Source organism: Blastococcus sp. CT_GayMR20, from assembly GCF_004570345.1.
The window spans coordinates 14,100-36,068 of the sequence record NZ_SPQM01000005.1 but is presented as its reverse complement, the minus strand read 5'-3'; the positions used below and the strand labels follow the sequence as shown (position 1 = coordinate 36,068).

Annotated in this window: 23 protein-coding genes and 1 tRNA gene; 10 read left to right on the top strand and 14 right to left on the bottom strand. The window is 73.4% G+C overall.

Annotated elements, in window-relative coordinates:
• Positions 1 to 33: 33 nt before the first annotated feature.
• Positions 34 to 1,950 carry a winged helix-turn-helix domain-containing protein gene (locus tag E4P40_RS02305; RefSeq protein WP_135157054.1) on the bottom strand — a complete coding sequence of 639 codons (1,917 nt, stop codon included), beginning with the start codon at positions 1,948 to 1,950 and terminating at the stop codon, positions 34 to 36.
• Positions 1,951 to 2,041: 91 nt separating this feature from the next.
• The gene (locus E4P40_RS02300) at positions 2,042 to 2,728 is read right to left on the bottom strand and encodes a hypothetical protein (protein ID WP_135157052.1); all 687 of its coding nucleotides are present in this window, start codon (positions 2,726 to 2,728) and stop codon (positions 2,042 to 2,044) included.
• A gap of 165 nt (positions 2,729 to 2,893) precedes the next feature.
• On the opposite strand from E4P40_RS02300, the gene E4P40_RS02295 reads away from it, so the two are divergent.
• Complete coding sequence (locus E4P40_RS02295) at positions 2,894 to 3,427, top strand: peptidylprolyl isomerase (protein ID WP_135157050.1); 534 nt, start codon at positions 2,894 to 2,896, stop codon at positions 3,425 to 3,427.
• Between the two features lie 53 nt (positions 3,428 to 3,480).
• Positions 3,481 to 4,341, top strand: coding sequence for a rhomboid family intramembrane serine protease (locus tag E4P40_RS02290; protein ID WP_245160098.1), 861 nt, complete (start codon positions 3,481 to 3,483; stop codon positions 4,339 to 4,341).
• Here the strand turns inward: E4P40_RS02290 and E4P40_RS02285 are convergent.
• Positions 4,338 to 4,754: a PH domain-containing protein gene (locus tag E4P40_RS02285; protein ID WP_135157048.1), complete on the bottom strand. Its 417-nt coding sequence runs from the start codon at positions 4,752 to 4,754 to the stop codon at positions 4,338 to 4,340. The genes E4P40_RS02290 and E4P40_RS02285 overlap by 4 nt on opposite strands.
• 463 nt (positions 4,755 to 5,217) lie before the next feature.
• Entirely contained in the window at positions 5,218 to 5,490 is a 273-nt protein-coding gene (crgA, locus tag E4P40_RS02280; protein ID WP_135157046.1) for a cell division protein CrgA, read from the bottom strand.
• Positions 5,491 to 5,629: 139 nt separating this feature from the next.
• On the opposite strand from crgA, the gene E4P40_RS02275 reads away from it, so the two are divergent.
• Both E4P40_RS02275 and E4P40_RS02270 read left to right on the top strand, forming a co-directional pair.
• A complete protein-coding gene (locus E4P40_RS02275) occupies positions 5,630 to 6,406 on the top strand; it encodes a DUF881 domain-containing protein (RefSeq protein ID WP_245160097.1) in 777 nt (258 codons plus the stop codon).
• Between the two features lie 26 nt (positions 6,407 to 6,432).
• Positions 6,433 to 7,092: an aminodeoxychorismate/anthranilate synthase component II gene (locus E4P40_RS02270; protein ID WP_135157044.1), complete on the top strand. Its 660-nt coding sequence runs from the start codon at positions 6,433 to 6,435 to the stop codon at positions 7,090 to 7,092.
• 69 nt (positions 7,093 to 7,161) lie between these two features.
• Here E4P40_RS02270 and pknB read toward each other — a convergent pair whose 3' ends face one another.
• The 7 genes from pknB to E4P40_RS02235 all read right to left on the bottom strand — a co-directional run bounded on the left by pknB (position 7,162) and on the right by E4P40_RS02235 (position 16,569).
• Complete coding sequence (pknB, locus tag E4P40_RS02265; RefSeq protein WP_135157042.1) at positions 7,162 to 9,051, bottom strand: Stk1 family PASTA domain-containing Ser/Thr kinase; 1,890 nt, start codon at positions 9,049 to 9,051, stop codon at positions 7,162 to 7,164.
• 151 nt (positions 9,052 to 9,202) lie between these two features.
• Positions 9,203 to 10,900 carry a serine/threonine-protein kinase gene (locus E4P40_RS02260; RefSeq protein ID WP_135157040.1) on the bottom strand — a complete coding sequence of 566 codons (1,698 nt, stop codon included), beginning with the start codon at positions 10,898 to 10,900 and terminating at the stop codon, positions 9,203 to 9,205.
• Positions 10,900 to 12,342, bottom strand: coding sequence for a penicillin-binding transpeptidase domain-containing protein (locus tag E4P40_RS02255; protein ID WP_135157038.1), 1,443 nt, complete (start codon positions 12,340 to 12,342; stop codon positions 10,900 to 10,902). Before E4P40_RS02255 ends, E4P40_RS02260 begins: the two co-directional genes overlap by 1 nt.
• A complete protein-coding gene (locus tag E4P40_RS02250) occupies positions 12,339 to 13,745 on the bottom strand; it encodes an FtsW/RodA/SpoVE family cell cycle protein (RefSeq protein WP_135157036.1) in 1,407 nt (468 codons plus the stop codon). Before E4P40_RS02250 ends, E4P40_RS02255 begins: the two co-directional genes overlap by 4 nt.
• The gene (locus E4P40_RS02245; protein WP_135157034.1) at positions 13,745 to 15,139 is read right to left on the bottom strand and encodes a PP2C family serine/threonine-protein phosphatase; all 1,395 of its coding nucleotides are present in this window, start codon (positions 15,137 to 15,139) and stop codon (positions 13,745 to 13,747) included. Before E4P40_RS02245 ends, E4P40_RS02250 begins: the two co-directional genes overlap by 1 nt.
• A gap of 73 nt (positions 15,140 to 15,212) precedes the next feature.
• On the bottom strand, positions 15,213 to 15,677 hold the full coding sequence (locus E4P40_RS02240) for an FHA domain-containing protein (RefSeq protein ID WP_135157032.1): 465 nt from the start codon (positions 15,675 to 15,677) through the stop codon (positions 15,213 to 15,215).
• Between the two features lie 49 nt (positions 15,678 to 15,726).
• Positions 15,727 to 16,569, bottom strand: coding sequence for a DUF3662 and FHA domain-containing protein (locus E4P40_RS02235; protein ID WP_135157030.1), 843 nt, complete (start codon positions 16,567 to 16,569; stop codon positions 15,727 to 15,729).
• Between the two features lie 189 nt (positions 16,570 to 16,758).
• Between E4P40_RS02235 and E4P40_RS02230 the strand changes: the two genes are divergently transcribed.
• Positions 16,759 to 16,841: transfer RNA gene (locus tag E4P40_RS02230), tRNA-Leu, on the top strand.
• A gap of 110 nt (positions 16,842 to 16,951) precedes the next feature.
• Here E4P40_RS02230 and E4P40_RS02225 read toward each other — a convergent pair.
• The 3 genes from E4P40_RS02225 to E4P40_RS02215 all read right to left on the bottom strand — a co-directional run bounded on the left by E4P40_RS02225 (position 16,952) and on the right by E4P40_RS02215 (position 19,223).
• Entirely contained in the window at positions 16,952 to 17,416 is a 465-nt protein-coding gene (locus tag E4P40_RS02225) for a DUF1707 domain-containing protein (RefSeq protein WP_135157028.1), read from the bottom strand.
• Between the two features lie 95 nt (positions 17,417 to 17,511).
• Positions 17,512 to 17,991, bottom strand: coding sequence for a pyridoxamine 5'-phosphate oxidase family protein (locus E4P40_RS02220; protein ID WP_135157026.1), 480 nt, complete (start codon positions 17,989 to 17,991; stop codon positions 17,512 to 17,514).
• 38 nt (positions 17,992 to 18,029) lie between these two features.
• Complete coding sequence (locus E4P40_RS02215) at positions 18,030 to 19,223, bottom strand: acyl-CoA dehydrogenase family protein (protein ID WP_245160096.1); 1,194 nt, start codon at positions 19,221 to 19,223, stop codon at positions 18,030 to 18,032.
• Positions 19,224 to 19,272: 49 nt separating this feature from the next.
• On the opposite strand from E4P40_RS02215, the gene E4P40_RS02210 reads away from it, so the two are divergent.
• The 5 genes from E4P40_RS02210 (at position 19,273) to E4P40_RS02195 (ending at position 21,955) form a co-directional block, all read left to right on the top strand.
• Positions 19,273 to 19,860 (top strand): TetR/AcrR family transcriptional regulator, encoded by a 588-nt coding sequence (locus tag E4P40_RS02210; protein WP_135157024.1) that lies wholly within the window; start codon positions 19,273 to 19,275, stop codon positions 19,858 to 19,860.
• Positions 19,857 to 20,072, top strand: a complete 216-nt coding sequence (locus tag E4P40_RS02205; protein WP_135157022.1) for a hypothetical protein — start codon at positions 19,857 to 19,859, stop codon at positions 20,070 to 20,072. Before E4P40_RS02210 ends, E4P40_RS02205 begins: the two co-directional genes overlap by 4 nt.
• Complete coding sequence (locus E4P40_RS29480; RefSeq protein WP_348519635.1) at positions 19,997 to 20,170, top strand: GNAT family N-acetyltransferase; 174 nt, start codon at positions 19,997 to 19,999, stop codon at positions 20,168 to 20,170. The genes E4P40_RS02205 and E4P40_RS29480 overlap by 76 nt, the downstream gene beginning before the upstream one ends.
• Positions 20,171 to 20,315: 145 nt before the next feature.
• Entirely contained in the window at positions 20,316 to 21,239 is a 924-nt protein-coding gene (locus E4P40_RS02200; RefSeq protein WP_135157020.1) for an aldose 1-epimerase family protein, read from the top strand.
• Positions 21,236 to 21,955: an MOSC N-terminal beta barrel domain-containing protein gene (locus tag E4P40_RS02195; protein WP_135157018.1), complete on the top strand. Its 720-nt coding sequence runs from the start codon at positions 21,236 to 21,238 to the stop codon at positions 21,953 to 21,955. The genes E4P40_RS02200 and E4P40_RS02195 overlap by 4 nt, the downstream gene beginning before the upstream one ends.
• Positions 21,956 to 21,969: the final 14 nt, after the last annotated feature.

Here is a 21,969-nt window from a genome sequence, read left to right as displayed (position 1 = left end):
TGTGCGCAGCTGACCGTCCGCGGCGGAGGGCACCTAGTCCAGGCGCGAGCGCCAGTCCTCGCGCAGGCGGTAGCCGCGCCCACGGATGGCCTCCACCGCAGACCCTCCGGAGCCGAGCTTCGTCCGCAGCGTGCGCACGACGGCGTCCACGACGTTGCTCCCACCGATGTACTCCGTCGCCCACACGTCCCGCAGCAGCTCGGCGCGGGACACGGTCTGGCCCTCGTGGTCGTGGAGGTGGCGGAACAGCCCGAACTCCAGCGGTGTGAGTGCGACCGGCTGCCCGCCGACGACCAGTTCGTGGGCGTCGGCATCGAGCGCCGGCTCCTCGGCGACCCCGAGTTCGGCCGCGAGGACGTCGACCAGCCAGCCGTCGACCGAGCCCGGGCCGAAGTCCAGCATCACGGTCGTGTAGCCGGCGCCGTCGAGCACGACCGGCGCCGAACTGATCGGCCGGAAGCCGAGCTCGCGGACCACCGGCCAGTACGACGGCACGTCACGCACGACGACGAACATCCGGCGCAGAGCCGGCCGCAGCGCCATGTACGTCCGTTTCACGTCCAGCCAGCAGGCCGCCTGGGTGGCTCCGGGCGCCTCACCGCGATCGCGGTCCAGCCATCGACGCAGACCCAGCACGACCTCGCCGCGGGCCGTCGGGTGGCTGTCGAGCTGCCGGGCCCAGGACTGGACGACGGGGTCGTTCCCCACGGACGGGTGCCGGATCCGGGCGTCGTCGAGCAGCAGGAAGAACCCGGCGAGCCGGCCGTCCCGGCCCCGGGAGACGTTGAACGCCGAGGGGGCCGCGGTCCACCACTGCCGGAGCAGCCGCGCCGCGTCCGGTCCGTCGTGCCGTTCGGCGACCTCGTGGACGGCCCGCTCGTCGGAGCGGTCGGCCGGTTCGACGGCGAACTGCTGCGCGTCGCTCGGGAAGAAGGCCTCACGGGCCACGGGGTTGTCCAGCAGGTAGAGGATGTCGGCCGTGTAGCGCCAGAGCTCGGCGGGAGCGGCCGCACGCATCTCGTCGCGGAGCCGCCGCCAGGCCGCGCGCCGGTACTCCCGGTAGCGCACCGGGCTCGTGCTCCGGAGGTGTCCGGCCACCGCATCGCGGACGGCCTCGTGCACGACGGTCCCGTCCCGACCCGCCACCACGAACGGCAGGGAGAGCAGCCGGTGCACGGCTGCGGCGCCGTTGCCGTCCAGCACCGCGTCGAGGAGCGACTCGGTGACCCGGCGCACGACGGACGCCGCCTCGAGCGACTGCCGGGTCAGCGGATCGTCGATGTCCTCGAAGTACAGCCGCGTCAGCTCCTCGACGACGCGGGACGTCGCCGCGTCCTCCAGGGCGAGCTGCGGGTTCTCCGCGGCCCCCGCCGAGGCGAGGACGAGAGCCAGCGGGTGGCCACGAGCGATGCGGTTGAGCCGCGCCGCCTCGGAGGGCGGGACACCCCGGTCGGCCAGCAGCAGGCCGGAATCCGCCTCGGACAACGGCGCCAGCGCGAGGGTCCGGAAGCCGGGCACCCCGAACCAGCCCGGTACCGGCCGCTCCCGGCAGCCGAGCACCAGGGCGGCGCGGGGCGGCAGGGCGGGCACGACCGCCCGGCGCAACCAGGTGTCCAGCAGCAGGAAGTGCTCGTACTGGTCGAGGACCAGGACGACGGGCTGCGCCAGCGCGCCGAGATGCGCAGCGAAGGCGGCGACGTCGTCGAACCCCCCTGCTGCGCGCAGGAACCCGCGTTCGGTCGGCTCGACGGTCCGGCAGTCCAGGGACACGACGTGCCTGCCGGCGGCCCTCGTGCGGTCGGCGAAGGTGTCCAGGAGTGCGGACTTGCCCATGCCGGCAAGGCCGTGGACGTGCACGATCCCGCCGGCTCCGGCGGAGTCGACGAGGAGTGCGATGTCGTGCTCGCGTCCCAGCAGCGGCGCGATGCGGGACCGCGTGGCCGTGCCCACTCCCGGAGGATGGCCCTCGGAACCGGGACGTACAAGGTTCGTACGTCCCGGCCCCGGGGCCAGCTCCGGGAGTCCGGCGGGCTCCCGCCGGCTACCGGTCGGCCAGCTCCACCGTCACCTGGACCCGCCCCGAGTTGTTGTCGTACCAGCCCGGCTGGCCCTTGTAGTAGTAGCCGTCGGCGTACCCCACGAAGAGCCGGGTGGCCTCGTCCGGGACCTGCACGCGCAGGTCGGTCCCGTCGCCGATGAGGAAGGTCTGGCCGATCTCCGGCTCGATGGATCCGGCCGTTGCCTGGTCGGTGACGTCCAGCCGCTCCGGCGCCGGGTCCTCGGGCGGGGCATCGGTGAGGAGGACGCCGACCACGAAGATCCCCGCTTCCTCGTGCACGATGCCGGAGATGCCCCCGAACGACTGCACGTCGGTCGTGCCGAACTCGCCGCCGTCCCCCTCGGGGCCGACGAAGTTCGGCTGGCTCGTGATCGGGTTCACGCGTCCGGTGACCTCGGGGAACGTGAGCACCCGGTCGGTGCCGTCGGGGATCTCCCACATGGGCGGTTCGACGCCGGCCCCTCCGCCGCCGGGTTGTGGCGGGGTATCGAGCCCGGCGCCGAAGATGTTGGCCGCTCCCAGGACGTCGAGGCTGTTGCCGTCCGACGTGACCGCGACGATGACCCACGCCGCGAGCCCGCACCCCGCCACGCCCGCCGCCACGCGGCGCGCCCGGTGCTTCCGCCGCGACGGGGAAGGCAGGCCCCGGGGAAGTGCGGAGGTCGACATGACGGTTCCCTTCGCCGATCGCGGTCGTCCGTATGGAGAGCGTCGCGTACGGGCGCACCCGTTCGATGAGGGCTCGATGAGGTTCGGGTGAGGGAGCCAGGGCCGTCGGCGCCTCCGCACGGAACCGGTCGGTCGTGCCCCGCCGATCGGTGGCAGAGTGGAGGCGTGACTGAATCGACTCCCGCCCGCCGCGCGGTCCTGCACACCAACCACGGCGACATCACCGTCGACCTGTTCCCGGACCACGCTCCGAAGACCGTCGCCAACTTCGCCGACCTGGCCGAGGGTGCCCGTGAGTGGACCCACCCCGAGACCCGGCAGAAGACCACCGACAAGCTCTACGACGGCACGATCTTCCACCGCATCATCGACGGCTTCATGATCCAGGGCGGCGACCCGCTCGGTCAGGGCTTCGGTGGCCCCGGCTACCAGTTCGGCGACGAGTTCCACCCCGAGCTGTCCTTCGACCGCCCGTACCTGCTCGCCATGGCCAACGCCGGCCCCGGGACCAACGGCTCCCAGTTCTTCATCACCGTCGGCCCGACCCCCCACCTGAACCGCAAGCACACGATCTTCGGTGAGGTGGCCGACCAGGCCAGCCGGGACGTGGTGGACCGCATCGCCAAGGTGCCCACCGCCCGTGGCGACAAGCCGGTCGACGACGTCGTCATCGAGTCCGTCGAGGTGCAGCGCAGCTGACGCAGAACGCAGACGACGGCCCCGTCCAGGGGCCCGCCCCGAGCGAGCGGGGGGTGGGGGGGACGGGGTCCATCTGCTGCTACCGGCACCCCGACCGGCCCACCGGCATCGCCTGCGCGCGGTGCAACCGGGCGATCTGCCCGGAGTGCATGATCCCGGCCTCGGTCGGGTTCCAGTGCCCGGAGTGCGTCCGGGAGGGGCAGGCCACGGTGCGCGCTCCCCGGCGCACGACCGGCCTGCAGGTGGCGGGGCGCCGGTGGGGTGTCGTCACCCTCTCCCTGATCGCGGCGAACGTCGCGATGTTCCTGGTCTCGGCCGTCTCCGCCGCGTCCGTCGGCAACGTCCCGCTGGAGAACTACGACTCCCCGGTGTTCGACCAGCTGTCGCAGTGGCCCTTCGGCGTGAACCTCTTCGGTGAGTGGTGGCGGGTCTTCACCGCGGCGTTCCTGCACATCGGGCCGATCCACCTCGTGATGAACATGCTGGGCCTGCTGATCTTCGGGTCGGAGCTCGAGCGGCAGCTGGGCCGGGTGCGCTTCCTCGCCCTCTACCTGCTGTCGGCCCTGGGCGGGGCGGCCGCCATCCAGCTGTTCGGTGACCCCCGCGTCCCTGTCGCGGGCGCCTCCACGGCCATCTACGGTCTGCTCGGCGGTCTCGTCGTCCTGATGCTGTTCAACCGCCAGGACCTGCGCGGGCTGCTGACGCTGATCGTGCTGAACGTGTTCATCAGCTTCCTGCCGGGCGTCTCGTTGCTCGGCCACCTCGGCGGCCTCGTCGCCGGGCTGCTGACCGCGGGGATCCTCGTGCTCACGCGGCGCCGGCCGCCGCTGCAGATCGCCGGGCTCGCCGCGCTCGCCGTCGTCCTGCTGGTCCTCGCCCTCACCGTGCCGACGGTCGTCGTCCTCGGCATCTAGGGCCGGGTGGTGGGGTCCAGCGCCCGCAGGGCGCGGGCCACCTCCGCCGGGTCGGTGCCGAGGTCGCGCCGCCCGAGGACGACGAGGACACCGGGATCGTCCGGCCCGCCGACGGTGTCCAGCTCGAGGGTCCGGCCGCGGACGCCGAACCGCCGGGTCTCCCGGACGTCGACGCGCAGTCCCGGCCAGGGGAGATGGCGGCCGCCGGTGAGCGTGCGCACGTCCACGCCGTCGGGACCGGCGGCCAGCCGTGGGCGGGCCACCAGGTCGCGAGCCGCGAGGACGAGCACGAGCAGCGCTCCGAGCCCGACCAGCACCCGGCCGGCGGAGTCGAGGACGAGGAGGGACAGCGCGAGGCCGGCGCCGACGGTCACCAGGGCCACCGTCTCGCCGGTACGGGGGGACCACTGCACGCACCCAGGGTGCCAGCGCGGGCACCGCCCCCCGAGTACCCGTGACCGACCGGTCCGTCGCCGGACGGCCACCCGGAGCGGTCGTCCGCCGTGTAGTCGCAGGTCGGGACGGGTACGAGGGGGTCGACACCACGGCGCGGTCGGCTCCTCGGAGGAACCGCCAAGTCGATACATCCACAGCTGGGTACACAGCTGGGGACAGACTCACACGGGTGTAGTTACTGGCGTGGTCGTCCTGTCACATGCGTCTCACGGACGACGTTCGCGCAGGTCAACGAGGATCGGGTCCGTTCCGTCTCTCCACACACGGTGGACAACCCTGGGGGCGGAGCGCCATGTCGACCTGTGGATGAAGCGTCCGTCTGTGCACAGCCACCGGACGGGGGTGGACCGCGGAACGGACGAGGCCCCCACCCCGGTTCGGGGTGAGGGCCTCGGATACTGCGAGCGGCTGGGGGCGAGTTCAGCGCCAGCGCATCGACATGACCAGGCCGGCGACCATGGCGCCGAACCCGATCGCGAAGTTCCAGGCGCCGAGCGACACCATGAAGGGGATCCGGTCGCCGGCCACGTAGTAGACGACGATCCACAGCAGGCCGACCAGCATCAGCGCCACCATGAGCGGCGCGTACCAGCGCGGGCTGGGCTGGGCGACGCGCGCCTGGGCCGACCGGCCCTGCAGCACCCCCTCGGGGGGCGTGTACGCCGACTTCTTGCGGACCTTGGACTTGGGCACCGTGGAACTCCCTTCCGGCGGCCGGGTCGTGTCCTCCGGCCGGAACTGCCTCCCAGCCTAAGCTGCTGGGGGACGACGGTGCCGTTGCCACGTGCGGTACGCCCCGCATCCGGTCCCGACGACGCGCGAGGAGGAACCTGTGGCCCGCAGCCTGCTCCCCTCCGCGGTCGTCCCGGCCCGGTTCCGCGGCCGCCGTCCTTCCGGCTGGACCGCGCTCGTGCCCGTGGTGGCCCTGGCGGCCGGCCTACTGTTCGCAACGTCCGGCCGGACGGCGCAGGGCACCGATCTGCGCGCCGGCGAGGTCACCCAGCTCTCGGAGCTCATCGAGCAGCGCAACACCGTGATCGCCCGGCAGAGCGACCAGCTGGCCGACCTGCAGCGCGAGGTGGACCGGCTGACCGAGGGGGCCGCCAGCCGCGACGGCGCCGTCGCGGCCGCCCGGAGTGCCGGTGAGGCGGGTGCGCTGGCCGCCGCCCTCGTGCCCGTCAGCGGCCCGGGCGTGGAGATCACCCTGGACGACGCCCCTGCCCGCCCCGACGGCACCCTGCCCGGCGGTGCCCGGGCCGACGACCTGGTCATCCACCAGTCCGACGTCCAGGCGGTCGTGAACGCGGTCTGGGCCGCCGGCGCCGAAGGCGTGACGGTCATGGACCAGCGGCTCATCGCCACCAGCGCCGTCCGGTGCGTGGGCAACACCCTGCTGCTGCAGGGCCGCACGTACTCGCCGCCGTTCGTCGTCGTCGCCGTGGCCGACGCCTCCACCGTGCGCGCCCAGCTCGCGGCGTCGCCGCAGGTGGCGGTGTTCCAGCAGGCGGTGGAGGCCTACGGGCTCACCTTCGAGGTGCGGGAGCGGCCGGCGCTCGCGCTGCCCGCCTACGATGGCCCCCTGGACCTGCAGTACGCGACCGCAGGCTGAGCATCGACGAGGGAGCACGCACTTCCATGACCGCTCCCGACCGACCGGTGCTGGTCGTCGACAACTTCGACAGCTTCGTCTACAACCTCGTCCAGTACCTGGGCCAGCTCGGCGTCCGCTGCATCGTGCGGCGCAACGACGCCGTCAGCGTCGACGAGCTCGCCGACCTCGACGTCGCCGGGGTGCTGCTCTCCCCCGGGCCCGGGACGCCGTCCGACGCGGGCGTGACCGTGCCGATGGTGCGGGCCGCCGCCGAGACCGGCACGCCGGTCTTCGGCGTCTGCCTGGGCCACCAGGCGATCGCCGAGGCGTTCGGCGCCGTCGTGGTGCGCGCCCCGGAGCTCCTGCACGGCAAGACCAGCCAGGTGGTCCACGACGGGGACGGCGTCCTCGCCGGGCTGCCGTCGCCTTTCACCGCGACCCGCTACCACTCCCTGGCCGTCGACCCGGCCACCGTTCCGGCGGAGCTGGAGGTCACCGGCGCCACCCCGTCGGGCGTCGTCATGGCGCTGCGGCACCGAGAGCTGCCCATCGAGGGCGTGCAGTTCCACCCCGAGTCGGTGCTCACCGAGGGCGGGCACCGGATGCTGGCCACCTGGCTCGCCGTCTGCGGGCTGACGCCCGACCCGGACGTGGTGGAGAGCGCCAGCGCCACCGCACGACGGCTGTCGGCAGCCACGGCCTGAGAAAGGACCCCGTCCTCCTCACCGCTCGCAAGCTCGCGGCGAGCCTCTGGACGGGGCCTGAGGCGCCCGCTAGCCGCCCGGGTTCAGGATGACCGTGATCTCGGTGTCGAACGGCTGAGTGCTGCCGCCCGCCGGATCGGTGGCCTGCACCTGGCCGGGGCCTACGGTCGGGTCCACCTCGTCGCTCTCCACGAAGTCGACGTTGGTGAAGCCCGCCTGCGCCAGGAGCGCCTGGGCCCCGGCCTCCGACTGGCCGCGCACGTTCGGCACGGTGCCCGACGTGGGCTCGGCGGGGCCGCCGGAGATCTGGAGCGTGATCGCGGTGTCCGCCGTGGCCTGGGTGCCCGCGGCCGGGCTGGTGCCGAGCACAGTCCCCGCCGGTTCCTGCGAGTCCACCTCGGCGGAGGTGATGTTCGTGAAGCCCGCGGACCGCAGGGTCTGGGTCGCCGTCGCCTGGTCCTCGCCCCGGACGTCGGGCACGGCCACGTCGCCGTCGGAGACCTCGAGGGTGATGGCGGTGTCCACCGGCACCTGGGTGCCCTCTTCCGGGTCGACCGAGATGACCTCGCCCTCGGGTGCCGCTGAGTCGACCCGGTCGATGGTGACGCGGTTGAACCCGTCGGCCGCGAGATTGCTCTGGGCCTGCTCGACGTCCAGGCCGACGACGCCCGGGATGGCGACGGCGTCCGGCTCGGCGCCGACGACCAGGCTGACCTCGGTGCCCTCCTCGACCTGCGCGCCGCCGGCGGGGTCGCTCTCCAGGACCGTGCCCACCTGCGTGGTGTCGGTGACCGGTCGCGTCGTGACCTCGCCGACGACCAGGCCGGCGTCGGTGATCCGCTGCCGGGCCTCAGCCTCGGTGAGGTCGACCAGACCGGGGACCGCGACCTGGGCGGCCGGCGGGGTCTCGTCGTCGCCGCTCATGGCGATCGCCAGCGCGACGGCACCGGCGACGAGCAGGGCCACGACGACGGCGACGATCGCGATGATCTTCCGCCGGCGCCTGCGGTCGGCCTCGTCGGCGTCGTCCCAGTCGTCGTCCCGGTAGGGCACGCCCGGCGTGGCGCTGAGGATCGTGGTCTTCTCGGCGTCGCCCATGACCGGCGTCGCCTCCACCCGCTGCCCGGCGAGCGCCCGGAGGAGGTCGTTGCGCATCTCCGCGGCCGACTGGTACCGGTTGGCCGGGTTCTTGCTCATCGCCTTGAGCACGATGGCGTCGAGCTCCGGCGGGATGGCCGGGTTGATCGACGACGGCAGGCGCGGGTCCTCGCGGACGTGCTGGTAGGCAACGGCGACAGGGGAGTCGCCGGTGAACGGGGGGGCACCGGTCACGAGCTCGAAGAGCATGCAGCCCATCGAGTAGACGTCGGACCGGGCGTCGACGCCCTCGCCCCGGGCCTGCTCGGGCGAGAGGTACTGGGCGGTGCCGATGACGGCGGCGGTCGAGGTCATCGTCGCGGCCGAGTCGGAGACGGCGCGGGCGATGCCGAAGTCCATCACCTTGACGGTGCCCTGGGGCGTGATCATCACGTTCCCGGGCTTCACGTCGCGGTGCACGATGCCGTTGCGGTGGCTGAAGTCCAGCGCCCCGCAGATGTCGGCCGACAGGGCCATCGCGCGCTCGGGGGTCAGGTGACCCTCGCGCCGCAGGACGTCGCGCAGCGTCTCGCCCTCGACGTACTCCATGACGATGTACGGGGTGGCGCCGGTCGTCGTGCGGTCCTCACCGGTGTCGTAGACGGCGACGATCGCCGGGTGGTTCAGCGAGGCCGAGGCCTGGGCCTCGCGGCGGAAGCGGACCTGGAACGAGGGGTCGCGGGCCAGGTCGTGCCGGAGCACCTTGACGGCGACCTCGCGCCCGAGCCGCAGGTCGCGGCCGCGGTGCACCTCGGCCATGCCGCCGCGCCCGAGGACCCCGCCGATCTCGTAGCGCTCCCCGAGCACCTGCGGCGTGGTCATCAGAGGTCCTCTCGGGCGGGGCGGTGCGTCGTCCGGGCGAGGGCCTCGGCGAGCGGGCGAGCACCCCGGGCGCGGGGCGCTGCGGGCTGGCTGCCGCCGGCGAGCCTATCCGCTGGGCGGGGCGATCCAGGGACGACGCGGTGGAGCGGGCTCACCCGGCCTCACCCGGATCAGCTGCCCCAGCGTTCGGGTCCTCGTCCGGCAGTCCGTCGCCGTCGCAGTCCTCCGGCGGAGCGCACGGCGGGTCCCCGCCGGGGTCGGCCGGGAGGGTGGTCGTGGTCGTGGCCGTCGTGGTGGACGTCGAGGCCGACGAGCTGCTGGTCGTCGGGATGCTCCTCGTGGTGGTGGGCGCTGTCGACGTCGTACTGGCGCTGGTCTCGGTCGGTTCCGCTTCGTCGGTCGGCTCCGTCCCCCCGGGCGCGTAGGCCTCCTCGGCGACGTAGAGCGTGATGTCCGTCCCCGGGGCCACCGAGCCGGTGGGCGCCAGGTCAGCCACGTCCCCGGCGTCCAGCTCCGTCCCGGCGCCCTCGAGCTGGCCCTCGCTGGCCGTCTCCCGGACGACGCCGAGGCCCTGGGCCGTCAGCGCCGCCTCGACGTCGTCGGCGGGTTCGCCGATGAACGCCGCCGGGTCCACGACGACCCCGGCAGAACTCGCGCTCGTCACGGTCGGGTTCGTGCTGGCGGTGTCACCGCCGCCGCCGGGGTCGTCGCTGCCGAGGACCCACCAGGCGCCCGCGGCCAGCAGCAGGACGAGCGCCAGCGCGGCGACCACCCATGCCCAGCGTCGTCCCCGGCGTGGCTCCTCGGGTTCCTCGAGCCAGCCGTCGTCGTCCTCGGGAGGGGCCTGCAGGGGCGGCATCGGGCCGGCCGGCCCCGTCGGGGGCCCGGCGAGCCCGGCACCGGCCACGGCGGTGGCACCGGTGACGGCGATGACCTGCGTGCGCGAGTTGTCCCCACCGGCCGCGACCACCTGGGTGGGCATGGTGACGGGGCCGACGACGGGCGTGAGGGTGCCGCCGGAGGCGACCCGCCGGATCGCCTCGGCGAAGGCGCCACCGTCCGGGAAGCGGTCGGCGGGGTCCTTGGCCAGCGCCCGCTCGACGAGCAGCCGCACGGCCGGGGGGACGTGCGCCGGCAACGGCGGCGGCGGCCGGTTGATGTGCGCCAGCGCGATGGCCACCTGGGAGGCGCCGTCGAATGGCCGCGCGCCGGTGAGGCACTCGAAGGCGACCACGCCCAGCGAGTAGACGTCGGACGGCGGGCCGACCTCCATCCCCTGGGCCTGCTCCGGGGAGAGGTACTGGGCGGTGCCGACGACCATGCCGGTGCGGGTGAGCGGTGCGGCGTCGCGGGCCTGGGCGATGCCGAAGTCGGTCAGCTTGACCACGCCGTCGGGCCGGACCATGAGGTTGCCGGGCTTGATGTCGCGGTGGACCACACCGCCCTTGTGGGCGGCCGACAGCCCGTCGGCGGACTGGCTGATCACGTGCAGCGTCCAGTCGACGGGCAGGGCGCCCTCGTCGTGGAGGATCGTCACCAGCGGCTGGCCCTCGACGTACTCCATGACGAGGAACGCCAGGTTCTGCGTGCCGGTGTCGTCCACGGTCTCGCCGTAGTCGTAGACCGACGCGATGTTCTGGTGGGTCAGGGCGGCGGTGTGCCGGGCCTCGTTGCGGAACCGGGCGAGGAAGTTCGGGTCGCCGGTGTACTCGCTCTTGAGGACCTTGGCGGCCACGATGCGGTCCAGGACCTGGTCGCGGGCCTGCCAGACCTCGCCCATGCCGCCCGTCGCGATCGGGGCCACGATCTCGTACCGGCCGGCCAGCAGGCTGCCGACGGAGAGCGCCATCAGTCCTCCTGACCGGCGAGGTGGGCGGCCATGACCTCGCGGGCGATCGGCGCGGAGACGTCGCCGCCGGTTCCGCCACCGTTCTTCACGAACACCGCGACGGCGATCGTCGGGTCGTCGGCCGGGGCGAAACCGACGAACCAGTTGTGGTCGGGGGCGTCCGGAGTCTGGGCCGTGCCGGTCTTGCCGGCGACCTCGACGCCGCTGATCCGGGCGGCCCGGCCGGAGCCCCGCTCGACCACGCTCTGCATCATCTCGGTCAGCTGGTTCGCGATCTCCGTCGAGACCGGGCGGCTCAGCTCCTCCGGCGTCGTCTCGTCGATGACGGAGAGGTCCGGGGCGCGCAGCTGGTCGACGAGGTACGGGGACATGAGGCTGCCGTCGTTGGCCACGGCTGCGGCGATCATCGCCGCCTGCAGCGTGGTCACCCGCACGTCGCGCTGGCCGATCGAGGTCTGGCCGAGCGCGGCGTCGTCCTCGATGTCCCCGACCGTGCTGCCCTCGACCGTCAGGGGGATCTGGAGGCGCTCGCCGTCCAGTCCGAACGCCTCGGCCATCGCCCGCACCTTGTCCTCGCCCAGCTCGATGCCGAGCATCGCGAACGCGGTGTTGCAGGAGATGGTGAGCGCGTCGAGGAGCGACTGCTCGCCGGTGCTGCTGCAGCTCGAACCGTTGAAGTTGGGGATGACGCGGGAGCTGTTGGGCAGCGGGAACTCCGTCGGCGCCGGGATCACGGTGTCCGGCGTGTAGCCCTCGGCCAGCGCGGCGGCCGACACGATCACCTTGAAGACCGAGCCGGGCGCGTAGATCTCGCGGGTCGCCTGGTTGGCGCGCGGGTCGGGGTCGGCGGCGTCGAGCTCGGCGGCGTACTCGCGGATCGCGTCCGGGTCGTGGCTGGACAGGAGGCCGGGGTCGTAGGTGGGCGTGCTGGCCAGACCGAGCACCGCGCCGGTGCTGGGGTCGAGGGCGACGACGGCCCCGGTGACGCCCTCCAGGCCGGCCATGGCCGCGGCCTGCACGGCAGGGTCGAGCGTGAGGACGACGTCACCGCCGGCGGGGTCCCGGCCGGTGAACATGTCCGCCAGGCGACGGAGTGCCAGGCGGGGGTCCTTGCCCGAGAGGATGTCGTTCTCGACGCGCTCGATGCCGCTGTTGTTGTAGATCAGCGAGTAGTACCCGGTGACGGCCGCGTACAGCCCTCCCTGCGGGTACTGGCGCAGGTACTTCAGGCGGCCCTCGGTCGGGACCGAGAGGGCGATCGGCTCACCGCCGACGATGATCGAGCCGCGCTCGCGGTCGTACTCGGCGGCCAGCACGCGGGTGTTGCTGGTGTCGTCGCGCAAGTCGTCGGAGCGCACGACCTGGATGTAGTTGACGTTGATGATCAGCAGGGTGAAGAGCACGAGGATGCTGATCGCGACGCGGCGCAGCGGGGCGTTCACTGGGTCACGACCTCGGTGGGCGCGTCGCCGAGCCGTTGCGGGGCCGCGTGCGGGGTGGCCGGGCGCCGCGCGGCGTCGCTGATGCGGACCAGAAGGGCCACGAGCACGAAGTTGGCCACCAGGGACGAACCGCCGTAGGCGAGGAACGGCGTCGTCAGACCCGTCAGCGGCAGCAGGCCGGTGACCCCGCCGAGGACGACGAAGACCTGCCACGCGACGGCGAACGCGAGGCCCGCGGCGAGCAGCTTGCCGAACGCGTCCCGCACGATGAGCGAGGTGCGCAGGCCGCGCTCGACGAGCACCAGGTAGACGATGATCACCGCGACGAGCCCGAACAGGCCGAGCTCCTCGCCGATCGCCGAGGCGATGAAGTCGCTCTTGGCCACCGGCACCTGGTCGGGGCGGCCACCGCCGAGCCCGGCGCCGAAGAGGCCGCCGGTGCCCAGGCCGAACAGCGACTGCACGAGCTGGTAGCCGGCGCCGTCCCGGTAGGCGAAGGGGTCGAGCCAGGTGTCCACGCGCTGCTGGACGTGGCCGAAGATCTGGTAGGCGATCAGGGCACCGCCGGCGAACAGCCCGACGCCGATGAGCAGCCAGCTGGAGCGCTCGGTGGCGATGTAGAGCATCACCACGAAGATCCCGAACAGCAGCAGCGAGCTGCCGAGGTCGCGCTCGAAGACGAGCACGAGGATCGACAGCACCCAGGCCAGCAGCACCGGGCCGAGGTCGCGGCCGCGCGGGAGCTCCAGGCCCATCACCCGGCGGCTGGCCAGGGCGAGGACGTCGCGCTTGTCGACCAGGTAGGCGGCGAAGAAGACGACCAGGCAGATCTTGGCGAACTCACCGGGCTGGATGGAGAAGCCGGCGACCCGGATCCAGATCTTGGCGCCGTTGACCTCGGAGATCGAGGAGGGCAGCAGGGCCGGCAGCGCGAGCAGAGCCATGCCGACCAGCGCCAGCGTGTACGCGTACCGGGACAGCGTGCGGTGGTCGCGCACGACCACGAGGAACGCGACGAACAGGGCCACGCCGAGGGTGGCCCAGACCAGCTGGACCGGCGCGTCTTCCCGGGTGATCGTGCTGTCGAGCTGCTCCGCGGCGAGGTCCAGCCGGTGGATGACGGTGAGCCCGAGGCCGACCAGCAGGGCGACGCAGGGCAGGAGGAGCGGGTCGGCGTACGGAGCCCACCTGCGGACGACGAAGTGCGCCACGACCCAGAGGGCGGTGATCCAGGCGCTGAACGCGGCCATCTCCGGCCGCAGGGAGCCGGTGATCGTGAGGTCGACGATGCACTGCGCGACGACGGTGATGAGCACGGCGAAGCCGAGCAGCGCGGCCTCCGTGCCCCGCCGCTTGGGCGGGGCGGCCGCCTGGGCCCGGGGGTCGGTGGCCGGACCGGACATCAGTCGGCCTCCCGGCAGTCCGTTCCCGGCTCCTGCGCTTCCGTCGTGCGGGTCGAGGTCGTCGTCTCCGCGGTGGTCGGCGGCACGCCACCAGGATCCCCCGGGACCGCCGACGTCGTCGGCGCGGTCGACGGGACCGCAGGGGACGACGGGCCGTTCGACGACGACGCCCCGCCGGAGGAGCAGACCGGCAGCCGCTGGTCGCGCAGGGCCTCCAGGATCCGGTTCGCGTCGTCGGAATCGGTGGCCGAGATGCCGCCGCGGACGCGGTTGCGCGCCGCAGGCGTGAGATCGGCGAGCGCCAGGCCGGTGTCCTCGTCGACCTCGAAGAAGTCGAAGCCCACCACGGAGACGTCCAGGCCGCGGAAGATGGCCACCTGCTCGCTGTCGCCCGTGCCGTCGACGCCCACGAACCAGTGTCCGAGGGCCCAGACGTACGTACCGACCGCCCCCGCCACGAGCACGACGAGAGCGATCACCGCCACCAGGAGTAGTCGCACCGGGCGGCGGCGGGCGGAGGGGCCACCGCCCGTCGGCGGTGTGGATGTCGGCGGGGGAGGTGCGGGCGGATCGGCGAGCGCGGCTCGGCCGGCGGCCGAGCGGGCGTCGACCTGCCGCTGGCCGACGTTGTCACCGGCCGCGCCGTCGACGACCGGGTCGACGCGGCCGCCGCCCCCGGTGTCCTCGATGACGTCGGCGACGATCACCGTGATGTTGTCGGGGCCGCCGCTGCGCAGCGCCAGCTCGATGAGCCGGTCGGCCGTGGTCTGCGGGTCGGGGTCCTTCAGCGCCTCGGCGAGGGTCTCCTCGCTCACCACGCCCGAGAGGCCGTCGGAGCACAGCAGGTACCGGTCGCCGGCCCGTGCCTCGCGCATGGAGAGGTCCGGCTCGACCTCCTGGCCGTTGAGCGCCCGCAGCAGCAGCGAGCGCTGCGGGTGGCTGTTGGCCTCCTCGGCGGTGATCCGGCCGTCGTCGATCAGCGTCTGGACGAACGTGTCGTCATGGGTGATCTGCGACAGCTGGCCGTCGCGGACGAGGTAGGCGCGCGAGTCGCCGACGTGGCACAGCGCCAGCCGGCCACCGGCGAACAGGATCGCGGTGAGCGTCGTCCCCATGCCCTCGAGCTGCGGTGACTCGCGGATCACCTCGCGCAGGTGCTCGCTGCCCTCGAAGACCGCCTCGCGCATCGCCTGCAGCATGTCGCCGGAAGGGGCGTCGTCGTCCAGGTGCTCCAGGGCGGCGATGACGACCTTGCTGGCCACGTCGCCGGCCGCGTGGCCGCCCATGCCGTCGGCCACCGCGAGCAGGCGAGGGCCGGCGTAGACGGAGTCCTGGTTGTTGCCGCGGATCAGGCCGCGGTCCGAGCGGGCCGCATATCTGAGAACGAGGCTCATCCGTCCACCTCGCTCGCGCTCGGGGGGCGCGGGCGCCCGTCTCCTGTGCTCATCGCCGTGCCCGCACGCTCCCTCACGTACGCAGCTCCAGAGCAGTCTGCCCGATGCGGATCGGCTGCCCCGGGTTGACCAGGAGCGGACCCTGCACGCGCTGCTGGTCGAGGTAGGTCCCGTTGGTGGAGCCGAGGTCCTCGACGTACCAGGAACCCCCGCGGTTGGTCAGCCGCGCGTGGCGGGAGCTGGCGAAGTCGTCGGTGAGCACCAGCGTGGAGTCGTCGGCCCGGCCGATCAGGATCGGCTGGTCGCCCAGGGTGATCTTCGTGCCGGCCAGCGGGCCGGCGGTGACGACCAGCGTGCGCATGCCCTTCTGCCCGCGCTTCTTGCCGGCGGGGGCGGCCCGGGGCGGGACCGAGGCGACCCGTCCGGTCCGGCCGCCGAACAGGTCGGCGCGCACCACGCGGAACGCCGCGAAGATGAACAGCCACAGCAGCAGCAGGAAGCCGAAGCGGAAGACCTGGAGGACGATCTCGGCGGTCACGGCCCCAAGAACCCTCGTGCTGTGTCCCTGCGTGCCCTCGCAAGCTCGGTCACGAGCCATCCTGCCGGTAGACCAGCACGGAGTGGCCGATGCGGATGACGTCCCCGTCGACCAGGGCCTGCCGGCTGACCCGTCGTCCGTTGACGAGCGTGCCGTTGGTGGAGCCGAGGTCCTCGACCGTCGCCGTCCCGCCGTCCAGGACGACGTCGACGTGCTTGCGGCTGACGCCGGTGTCCGGCAGCCGGATGTCGGCCTCGGTGCCACGGCCGATGACGTTGCGCCCCGTGGAGAGCTCGTGGCGCGTACCCGGGCCGTCGACGACGAGCACGTGGGTCACGCCCGGTCGGGAGCCGGCCCGGCCGACGATCGACGGGCCCTGCTTCCCCGTGTCGGTCGCGACCCGGCCGCGCAGCGGGGGGAGGGGCGGCAGCGGGGGGAGCGGCGGGTGCTGGCCGGTGACCGGCGGAGCACCGCGCGGGGGAGCGGCCACCGCCATGTCGTCGCGGGACGCGGGGCGGGCCGGGTCGGCGACGTGCGAGCTGACCTCGAAGACACCCGTGGGCAGGTCGGTGTCGCGCTCGAGGCGCACCGTCACCTTGTCGAAGATCTGGTAGCCCTCGTCGTCGATGTGCTCGCTGACCATGTCCGCGAGCTCGCCGGCGAGCTGGTCCGACCACTGGCCGAGGTGCTCGAAGTCGGTGCGGCCGAGGGTGACGACGTAGACGTTGGGCGCCAGGACGCGGCCCTCGCCGAGGACGGAGCGCTGCTCGTCTGCCTCGCGCTGGAGTGCCTTCGCGATCTCGGCGGGGTGCACCTTGCCCTTGAAGATGCGGGCGAAGGCCAGGCCGACCATGCCCTCGAGCCGTCGCTCGAAGCGCTGCAGCACACCCACAGTCGCTCCTTTGCGTTCGGTCGGACGTCCCGCTGTGCCAACGGTGATCGTAGCCGGGCGGTGCCCGACCGACCGGCCGGTGACCCGCGACTCCCCGCAATCACGTCCGCGCCGTCCTCTGGTGACCCGGGCAACGACCGACCCCCCGGCCGGGTCACGGCCTCCGGCTGCTAATGTCGGCGCTCGCCAGGGCAAGTGGCGGAATGGCAGACGCGCACGGTTCAGGTCCGTGTGTCCGAAAGGACGTGGGGGTTCAACTCCCCCCTTGCCCACCCCAGTTCTACGGCGCCACCTGGCGGACCCCCCCGCGCAGCGGCGTCCCTGGCAGGTGGACCGCCTCCGGCGCGCTGGTGGTCCGGCCCGCGCGGAGCGCCGCGGGGCCTCAGCCCAGCTGGCGGTACCGCTCCCGGTCGTGCCGGCCGCGCGTGAGGGTCTGCGCGAGCAGGACCGCGCCCCACGGACCGATGACCCAGATCGGCCAGAAGTAGTGGAACTCCCACGATGCCAGTGACGTCGCCGCCCAGATGGTCACGACGATGAGCGCGGTGGTCAGCCAGGACCGCCAGGAGGACTGGGCGCTGCCGTGCCAGGCCCAGGGGTTGGCCATGGGCGTGCAGGCGGGGACGGCGCCCTGCGGGCGGGCGGCCTCGGGGGCCCGGGGCTTCGGGGCGGCCGGGAGGTCGGCGGTCAGCTCGGCCAGCTCGCCATACGTCTTCGCCGCGTAGGCCCGTGCCAGCCGGTCGTCGTACTCGTCGACCGTCAGCCGGCCCGCGGACATGTGCTGGCCGAGGACGGTGGCGACGGCGGCGCGGTCGGTGTCGGCGGCGCGCAGGTGGGGCTCGGGCATCGGACGTCTCCTGGTCGGTGTGCAGCCAGTGTCGTCCGCGACGGTCGTTCCGGTCCACTGACGGACGTCACCAGTTCCACGTGGAACTCCGGCCGTCAGGTGCGCAGCGTCCGGGTCAGGCCCCTCCCGGGGCGCCACGACGAGATGACCAGTGCGGTCTTCTCGTCGTTGAGAGCGACCAGCACCACCTGCTCGAGCGCCACCCGGAACAGGACGAAGTGCATCATCGCCTTCGGGACGCCGGCCGCCTTCGCGTAGCCGCTGCGCTCGGCCGATCCGGTGACCTCGGCGGCGCGTCCGCTCAGTTTGGCGTCACCGGAGAAGGCGTCGGGCTCGGAGCTCCCGCTGTGCAGGGCGAACCGGGGATCGCGCCGCAGGTCGGCGAACTTGACCGACTCCGGCATGCCCGCCAGCCAGGGCTCGCCGCCCACGAACTGCATCGTGATGCCGCTGATCCGCGGGGACCCGTCGGCCCGGAGCGTGGCCAGGAACTTGTGCTCGTGGGCGTCGAAGGCCGCGCGCACGCGCGCGGCGAACTCCGGCTCCCGGGACTCCAGATCGGCGAACGAGGCCATGCCGGGATGCTCCACCCGGGCGCCGACGATTTCGAGGGTCAGCTCCCGGCCGGTGCCGCGTCCCTGGCGAGGGACTTGCCGATGACCATGCGCTGGATCTGGTTGGTGCCCTCGAAGATCTGCATGACCTTCGCCTCGCGCATGTAGCGCTCGACCGGGAACTCGCGGGTGTACCCCGCGCCGCCGAGCACCTGGACGGCGTCGGTCGTGACCTTCATGGCCGCGTCGGTGGCGACGAGCTTGGCGATGCTGGCCTGCCGGGAGTAGTCCTTGCCGGCGTCCTTGCGGCGGGCGGCCACCAGGTACGTGGCGCGCGCGGACTCGACGGCGGCGGCCATGTCGGCGAGCAGGAACGCCACGCCCTGGTGCTCGACGATCGGCCGGCCGAACGCCTCACGCTCCCCGGCGTAGCGGACGGCGACGTCGAGCGCGGACTGCGCGAGCCCGACCGCGACGGCGCTGACGCCCAGGCGCCCGGAGTCCAGGGCGGCCAGCGCGATCGACAGCCCGCGGCCGCGCTCGCCGACCAGCCGGTCGGCGGGCACCGGCACCTCGTCGAGCCGGATCGCCGCGGTCGTCGACCCGGTCAGGCCCATCTTCTCCTCGGGCCTGGCCGCGGTGAACCCGGGCAGGTCCGGGGTGAGGTGGAAGGTGGAGATCGCGCGCTCCCCGTCGTCCGGGGTCCGGAGGAACGTCGAGTAGAAGTCCGCGTGCCCCCCGTGGGTCACCCAGGCCTTCTCGCCGGTGGCGAGCCAGCCGTCGTCGCTGGTCCGGGCGGCGGCGCGCATGGCGGCCGGGTCGGAACCGGCGTGGGCCTCCGACAGGCAGTAGGCGCCCAGCAGCCGGCCGCCGACCATCTCGGGCAGCAGGTCGCGGCGCTGTCCTTCGGTGCCGAACCGGTCGATCGGGAAGCACGACAGCGTGTGCACGCTGACGCCGAGGGCGACGCTGGCCCAGCGCGCCGCGAGCTCCTCGACGACCTGCAGGTAGACCTCGTAGGGCTGGCTGCCGCCGCCGACGTCCTCGCCGAAGGGCAGGCCGAGCAGCCCGGCGTTCCCGAGCAGGCGGAAGACCTCGCGGGGGAAGCGCTCCTCGCGTTCGTACTGCGCGGCCTTCGGCGCGAGCTCCGCGTCGGCCAGCTCGCGGGTGAGCGCGATCAGGTCGTACGCCTCGGGCGTGGGCAGTTCGCGGTCGACCGGCACGGGCGTCCCCTCGTCGAAAACAGTACTCACGACGGTACCGCAGTACTGTTGTACGTCCTGGTTCATGCTGGGAGGCGCGATGACGAGCACGGTTCCGGCGGACGCCCGGCTGACCCGGCGGCGGGCCGAGCTGCTCGACCAGCTCGAGGAGCTGTTCCTCACGGAGGGGTTTGCGCGGTTCACCCTCGACGACCTCGCCGTCCGGCTGCACTGCTCGAAGAGCACCCTCTACGCGCTCGCCGAGAGCAAGGAACGGCTGGCCTCGCGGGTGATCCGGCACTTCTTCCGCAAGGCGACCGAGGACGTCGAGGCGCAGACCGTCACCGAGACCGACCCGGCCCTGCGGGTGACCGCGTACCTGAGCGCCGTCGCGCGGGCGCTGGCTCCCGCCGGCCCCGACTTCCACCGGGACCTCGACTCCTTCGCCCCGGGCCGCGAGGTCTACGAGCGCAACACCGCGCTGGCGGCCGACCGGGTGCGCGCGCTGATCGCCGAGGGGGTGGCCCAGGGCCGCTTCCGCGAGGTGCACCCGGCGCTGATCGCCGACACCGTGACCACCTTGATGTTCCGCATCGGCCGCGGCGACACCGCCCGGGCGACCGGCCTGGACGACGCCACCGCCTACCGCGAGCTGGCCGCCCTGCTGCTGCACGGGATCGCGCTGTGACGGTCGGGTTCGCCTCCTGGGACGACCCCGAGGTCCAGCGGCTGGCCGCCGACCAGCAGGCGGAGGTGCGCGCCCGCTACGACGGCAAGGGGAACCAGGCACGCCGCCGTCCACCGCCGACATCGGCGTCGTCCTGGTGGCGCGCGACGAGGACGGGACGGCGATCGGCTGCGGCGCCCTGCGCGAGCTGGGGACGGGTGTCGCGGAGGTGAAGCGCATGTTCGTCGTCCCGGCAGCCCGGGGGCGCGGCGTCTCGAAGGCCCCGACGAGTCCCTCTTCTTCGAGCGGCTGCTGGACGCCGCAGCGATGAGCGCCGATATGCGCACGACGGCGGTCATCGGACGCCCCATACGCGCCGTCGTGCGTATCCGGGTGATCGAGGGGGCTGGTCCGCATCTCCCGGCTGCCCCGGCAGCAGGACTCCTTCGCCGACGGGCGTGTGGTGAGCTGGCGCCATGTCGCAGCACGCCTGGCCCGAGACGGAGCCCACCGAGGTCCATGCGACCGCCGGCGACGCCCGGCTGGCCGTCGACCTCAACGGCGGCGGCCTGCGCGCGCTCACCGTCGGCGCCTGGGACGTCCTCGACGGGTACGCCCCCGGCGAGGTGCCGTCGGGACGGCGGGGCGGCGTGCTGCTGCCCTGGCCGAACCGCATCCGCGACGGACGGTGGACCTGGCAGGGGCACGACCTCCAGCTGGACATCGCATCGACCAGCAAGCCGACCGCCATCCACGGCCTGGTCTCGGCGCAGCCTTGGCGGGTCCTGCACTCCGAGGCCGACCGCGTGACCGTCGGGACCGTCGTCGAGAAGCGCTCCGGCTACCCCTTCCGGCTCGCCGCGGCGATCGACTACGCGCTCTCCCCCGACCGGCTCGAGTCGACCGTCCGGGTGCGCAACGCCGGCGACGAGCCCGCCCCGTTCGGCGTCGGGCTGCACCCCTACCTGGCGGTCGGGGGCAGCGAGGACGGCGACGTGGGGACGGCGGAGCTCGAGCTGCCCGCGCGCACGCTGCTGGTCGTGGACGGCGACGGCCTGCCCACCGGCGAGCGGCGGCCGTTCGACGGCGCGGTCGGGCGGATCGGCGGCAGGTCCTTCGACGACCCGCTCACCGATCTCGTGCGGGACGACGACGGCTGGGCGCGCGTCCGACTCCGCGGCCCGGCGGGCGCGGTCGAGCTCGCCGTCGACGCGTCGTGGCCCTGGCTCCAGGTCTACAGCGGCGACACCCTGCCGGTGGGCCAGCGCCGCCGCAGCCTCGCGGTCGAGCCGATGACCTGCCCGCCGAACGCCTTCGCCGACGCCGTCGATCTCGTGGTCCTCGAGCCCGGGGAGGACTGGTCGGGCACCTGGACGCTGAGCTGGTCGGCCGGGGAATGAGAGTCGCCGAGCTCTGGCGCTACCCGGTCAAGTCGCTGCAGGGCGAACGCCTGGCCGAGGCGGCCGTCGACGCCCTCGGCATCGCAGGCGACCGGCGCTGGGCGTTGTTCGACCTCGACACCGGCCTGGGCCTCACCGCCCGGCGGGTGCCGGAGCTGCTGTTCGCCTCGGCCCGCCTCCGGGCGGACGGCGGCGTGGAGGTGGTGCTCCCCGACGGGACGGTCACCACCGACGACGGGGACATCTCCGGCTGGCTCGGCCGCCGGGTGGAGCTCCGGGCGGCCGACGAGCGCGGCGACGTGGCCCCGACCTACGAGACCCCGGCGGACGAGGAGGTGCCCGATCCCACGGAGTGGCTGCAGTGGGAGGGTGCGCCCGGCCCCTTCCACGACAGCCCGCGGATCCGCCTGTCGCTGGTCTCGACCGGCACGCTCGGGACCTGGGACCGGCGCCGGTTCCGCGCCAACGTCGTCCTCGACGGCGCGGGCGAGGACGCGCTTCGCGGTCGCGAGGCGGAGCTCGGCGGGGTCCGGCTGCGGTTCGGCCTGCCCATCTCCCGGTGCGTCATGACCACGCGGCCGCAACCGGGCGGGATCGCCCGCGACACCTCCGTGCTGAAGACGATCCACCGCGAGCGCGACGGCCTGCTGGCGGTGCGCGCCGCCGTCCTCACCTCCGGCACGGTGCGCACCGGTGACGTGCTCGTCCCGGCCTGAGACGAGACTGGGCA

Coding starts and splice junctions, on each gene's coding strand:
- E4P40_RS02225 (WP_135157028.1), bottom strand. CDS start 17,416: ATGCCCGAGCCCCACCTGCGCGCCGCCGACACCGACCGCGCCGCCGTC.
- E4P40_RS02210 (WP_135157024.1), top strand. CDS start 19,273: ATGACGAGCACGGTTCCGGCGGACGCCCGGCTGACCCGGCGGCGGGCC.
- E4P40_RS02270 (WP_135157044.1), top strand. CDS start 6,433: ATGACCGCTCCCGACCGACCGGTGCTGGTCGTCGACAACTTCGACAGC.
- E4P40_RS02220 (WP_135157026.1), bottom strand. CDS start 17,991: ATGGCCTCGTTCGCCGATCTGGAGTCCCGGGAGCCGGAGTTCGCCGCG.
- E4P40_RS02200 (WP_135157020.1), top strand. CDS start 20,316: ATGTCGCAGCACGCCTGGCCCGAGACGGAGCCCACCGAGGTCCATGCG.
- E4P40_RS02245 (WP_135157034.1), bottom strand. CDS start 15,139: ATGAGCCTCGTTCTCAGATATGCGGCCCGCTCGGACCGCGGCCTGATC.
- pknB (WP_135157042.1), bottom strand. CDS start 9,051: ATGACCACGCCGCAGGTGCTCGGGGAGCGCTACGAGATCGGCGGGGTC.
- E4P40_RS02300 (WP_135157052.1), bottom strand. CDS start 2,728: ATGTCGACCTCCGCACTTCCCCGGGGCCTGCCTTCCCCGTCGCGGCGG.
- E4P40_RS02250 (WP_135157036.1), bottom strand. CDS start 13,745: ATGTCCGGTCCGGCCACCGACCCCCGGGCCCAGGCGGCCGCCCCGCCC.
- E4P40_RS02195 (WP_135157018.1), top strand. CDS start 21,236: ATGAGAGTCGCCGAGCTCTGGCGCTACCCGGTCAAGTCGCTGCAGGGC.
- E4P40_RS02260 (WP_135157040.1), bottom strand. CDS start 10,900: ATGGCGCTCTCCGTCGGCAGCCTGCTGGCCGGCCGGTACGAGATCGTG.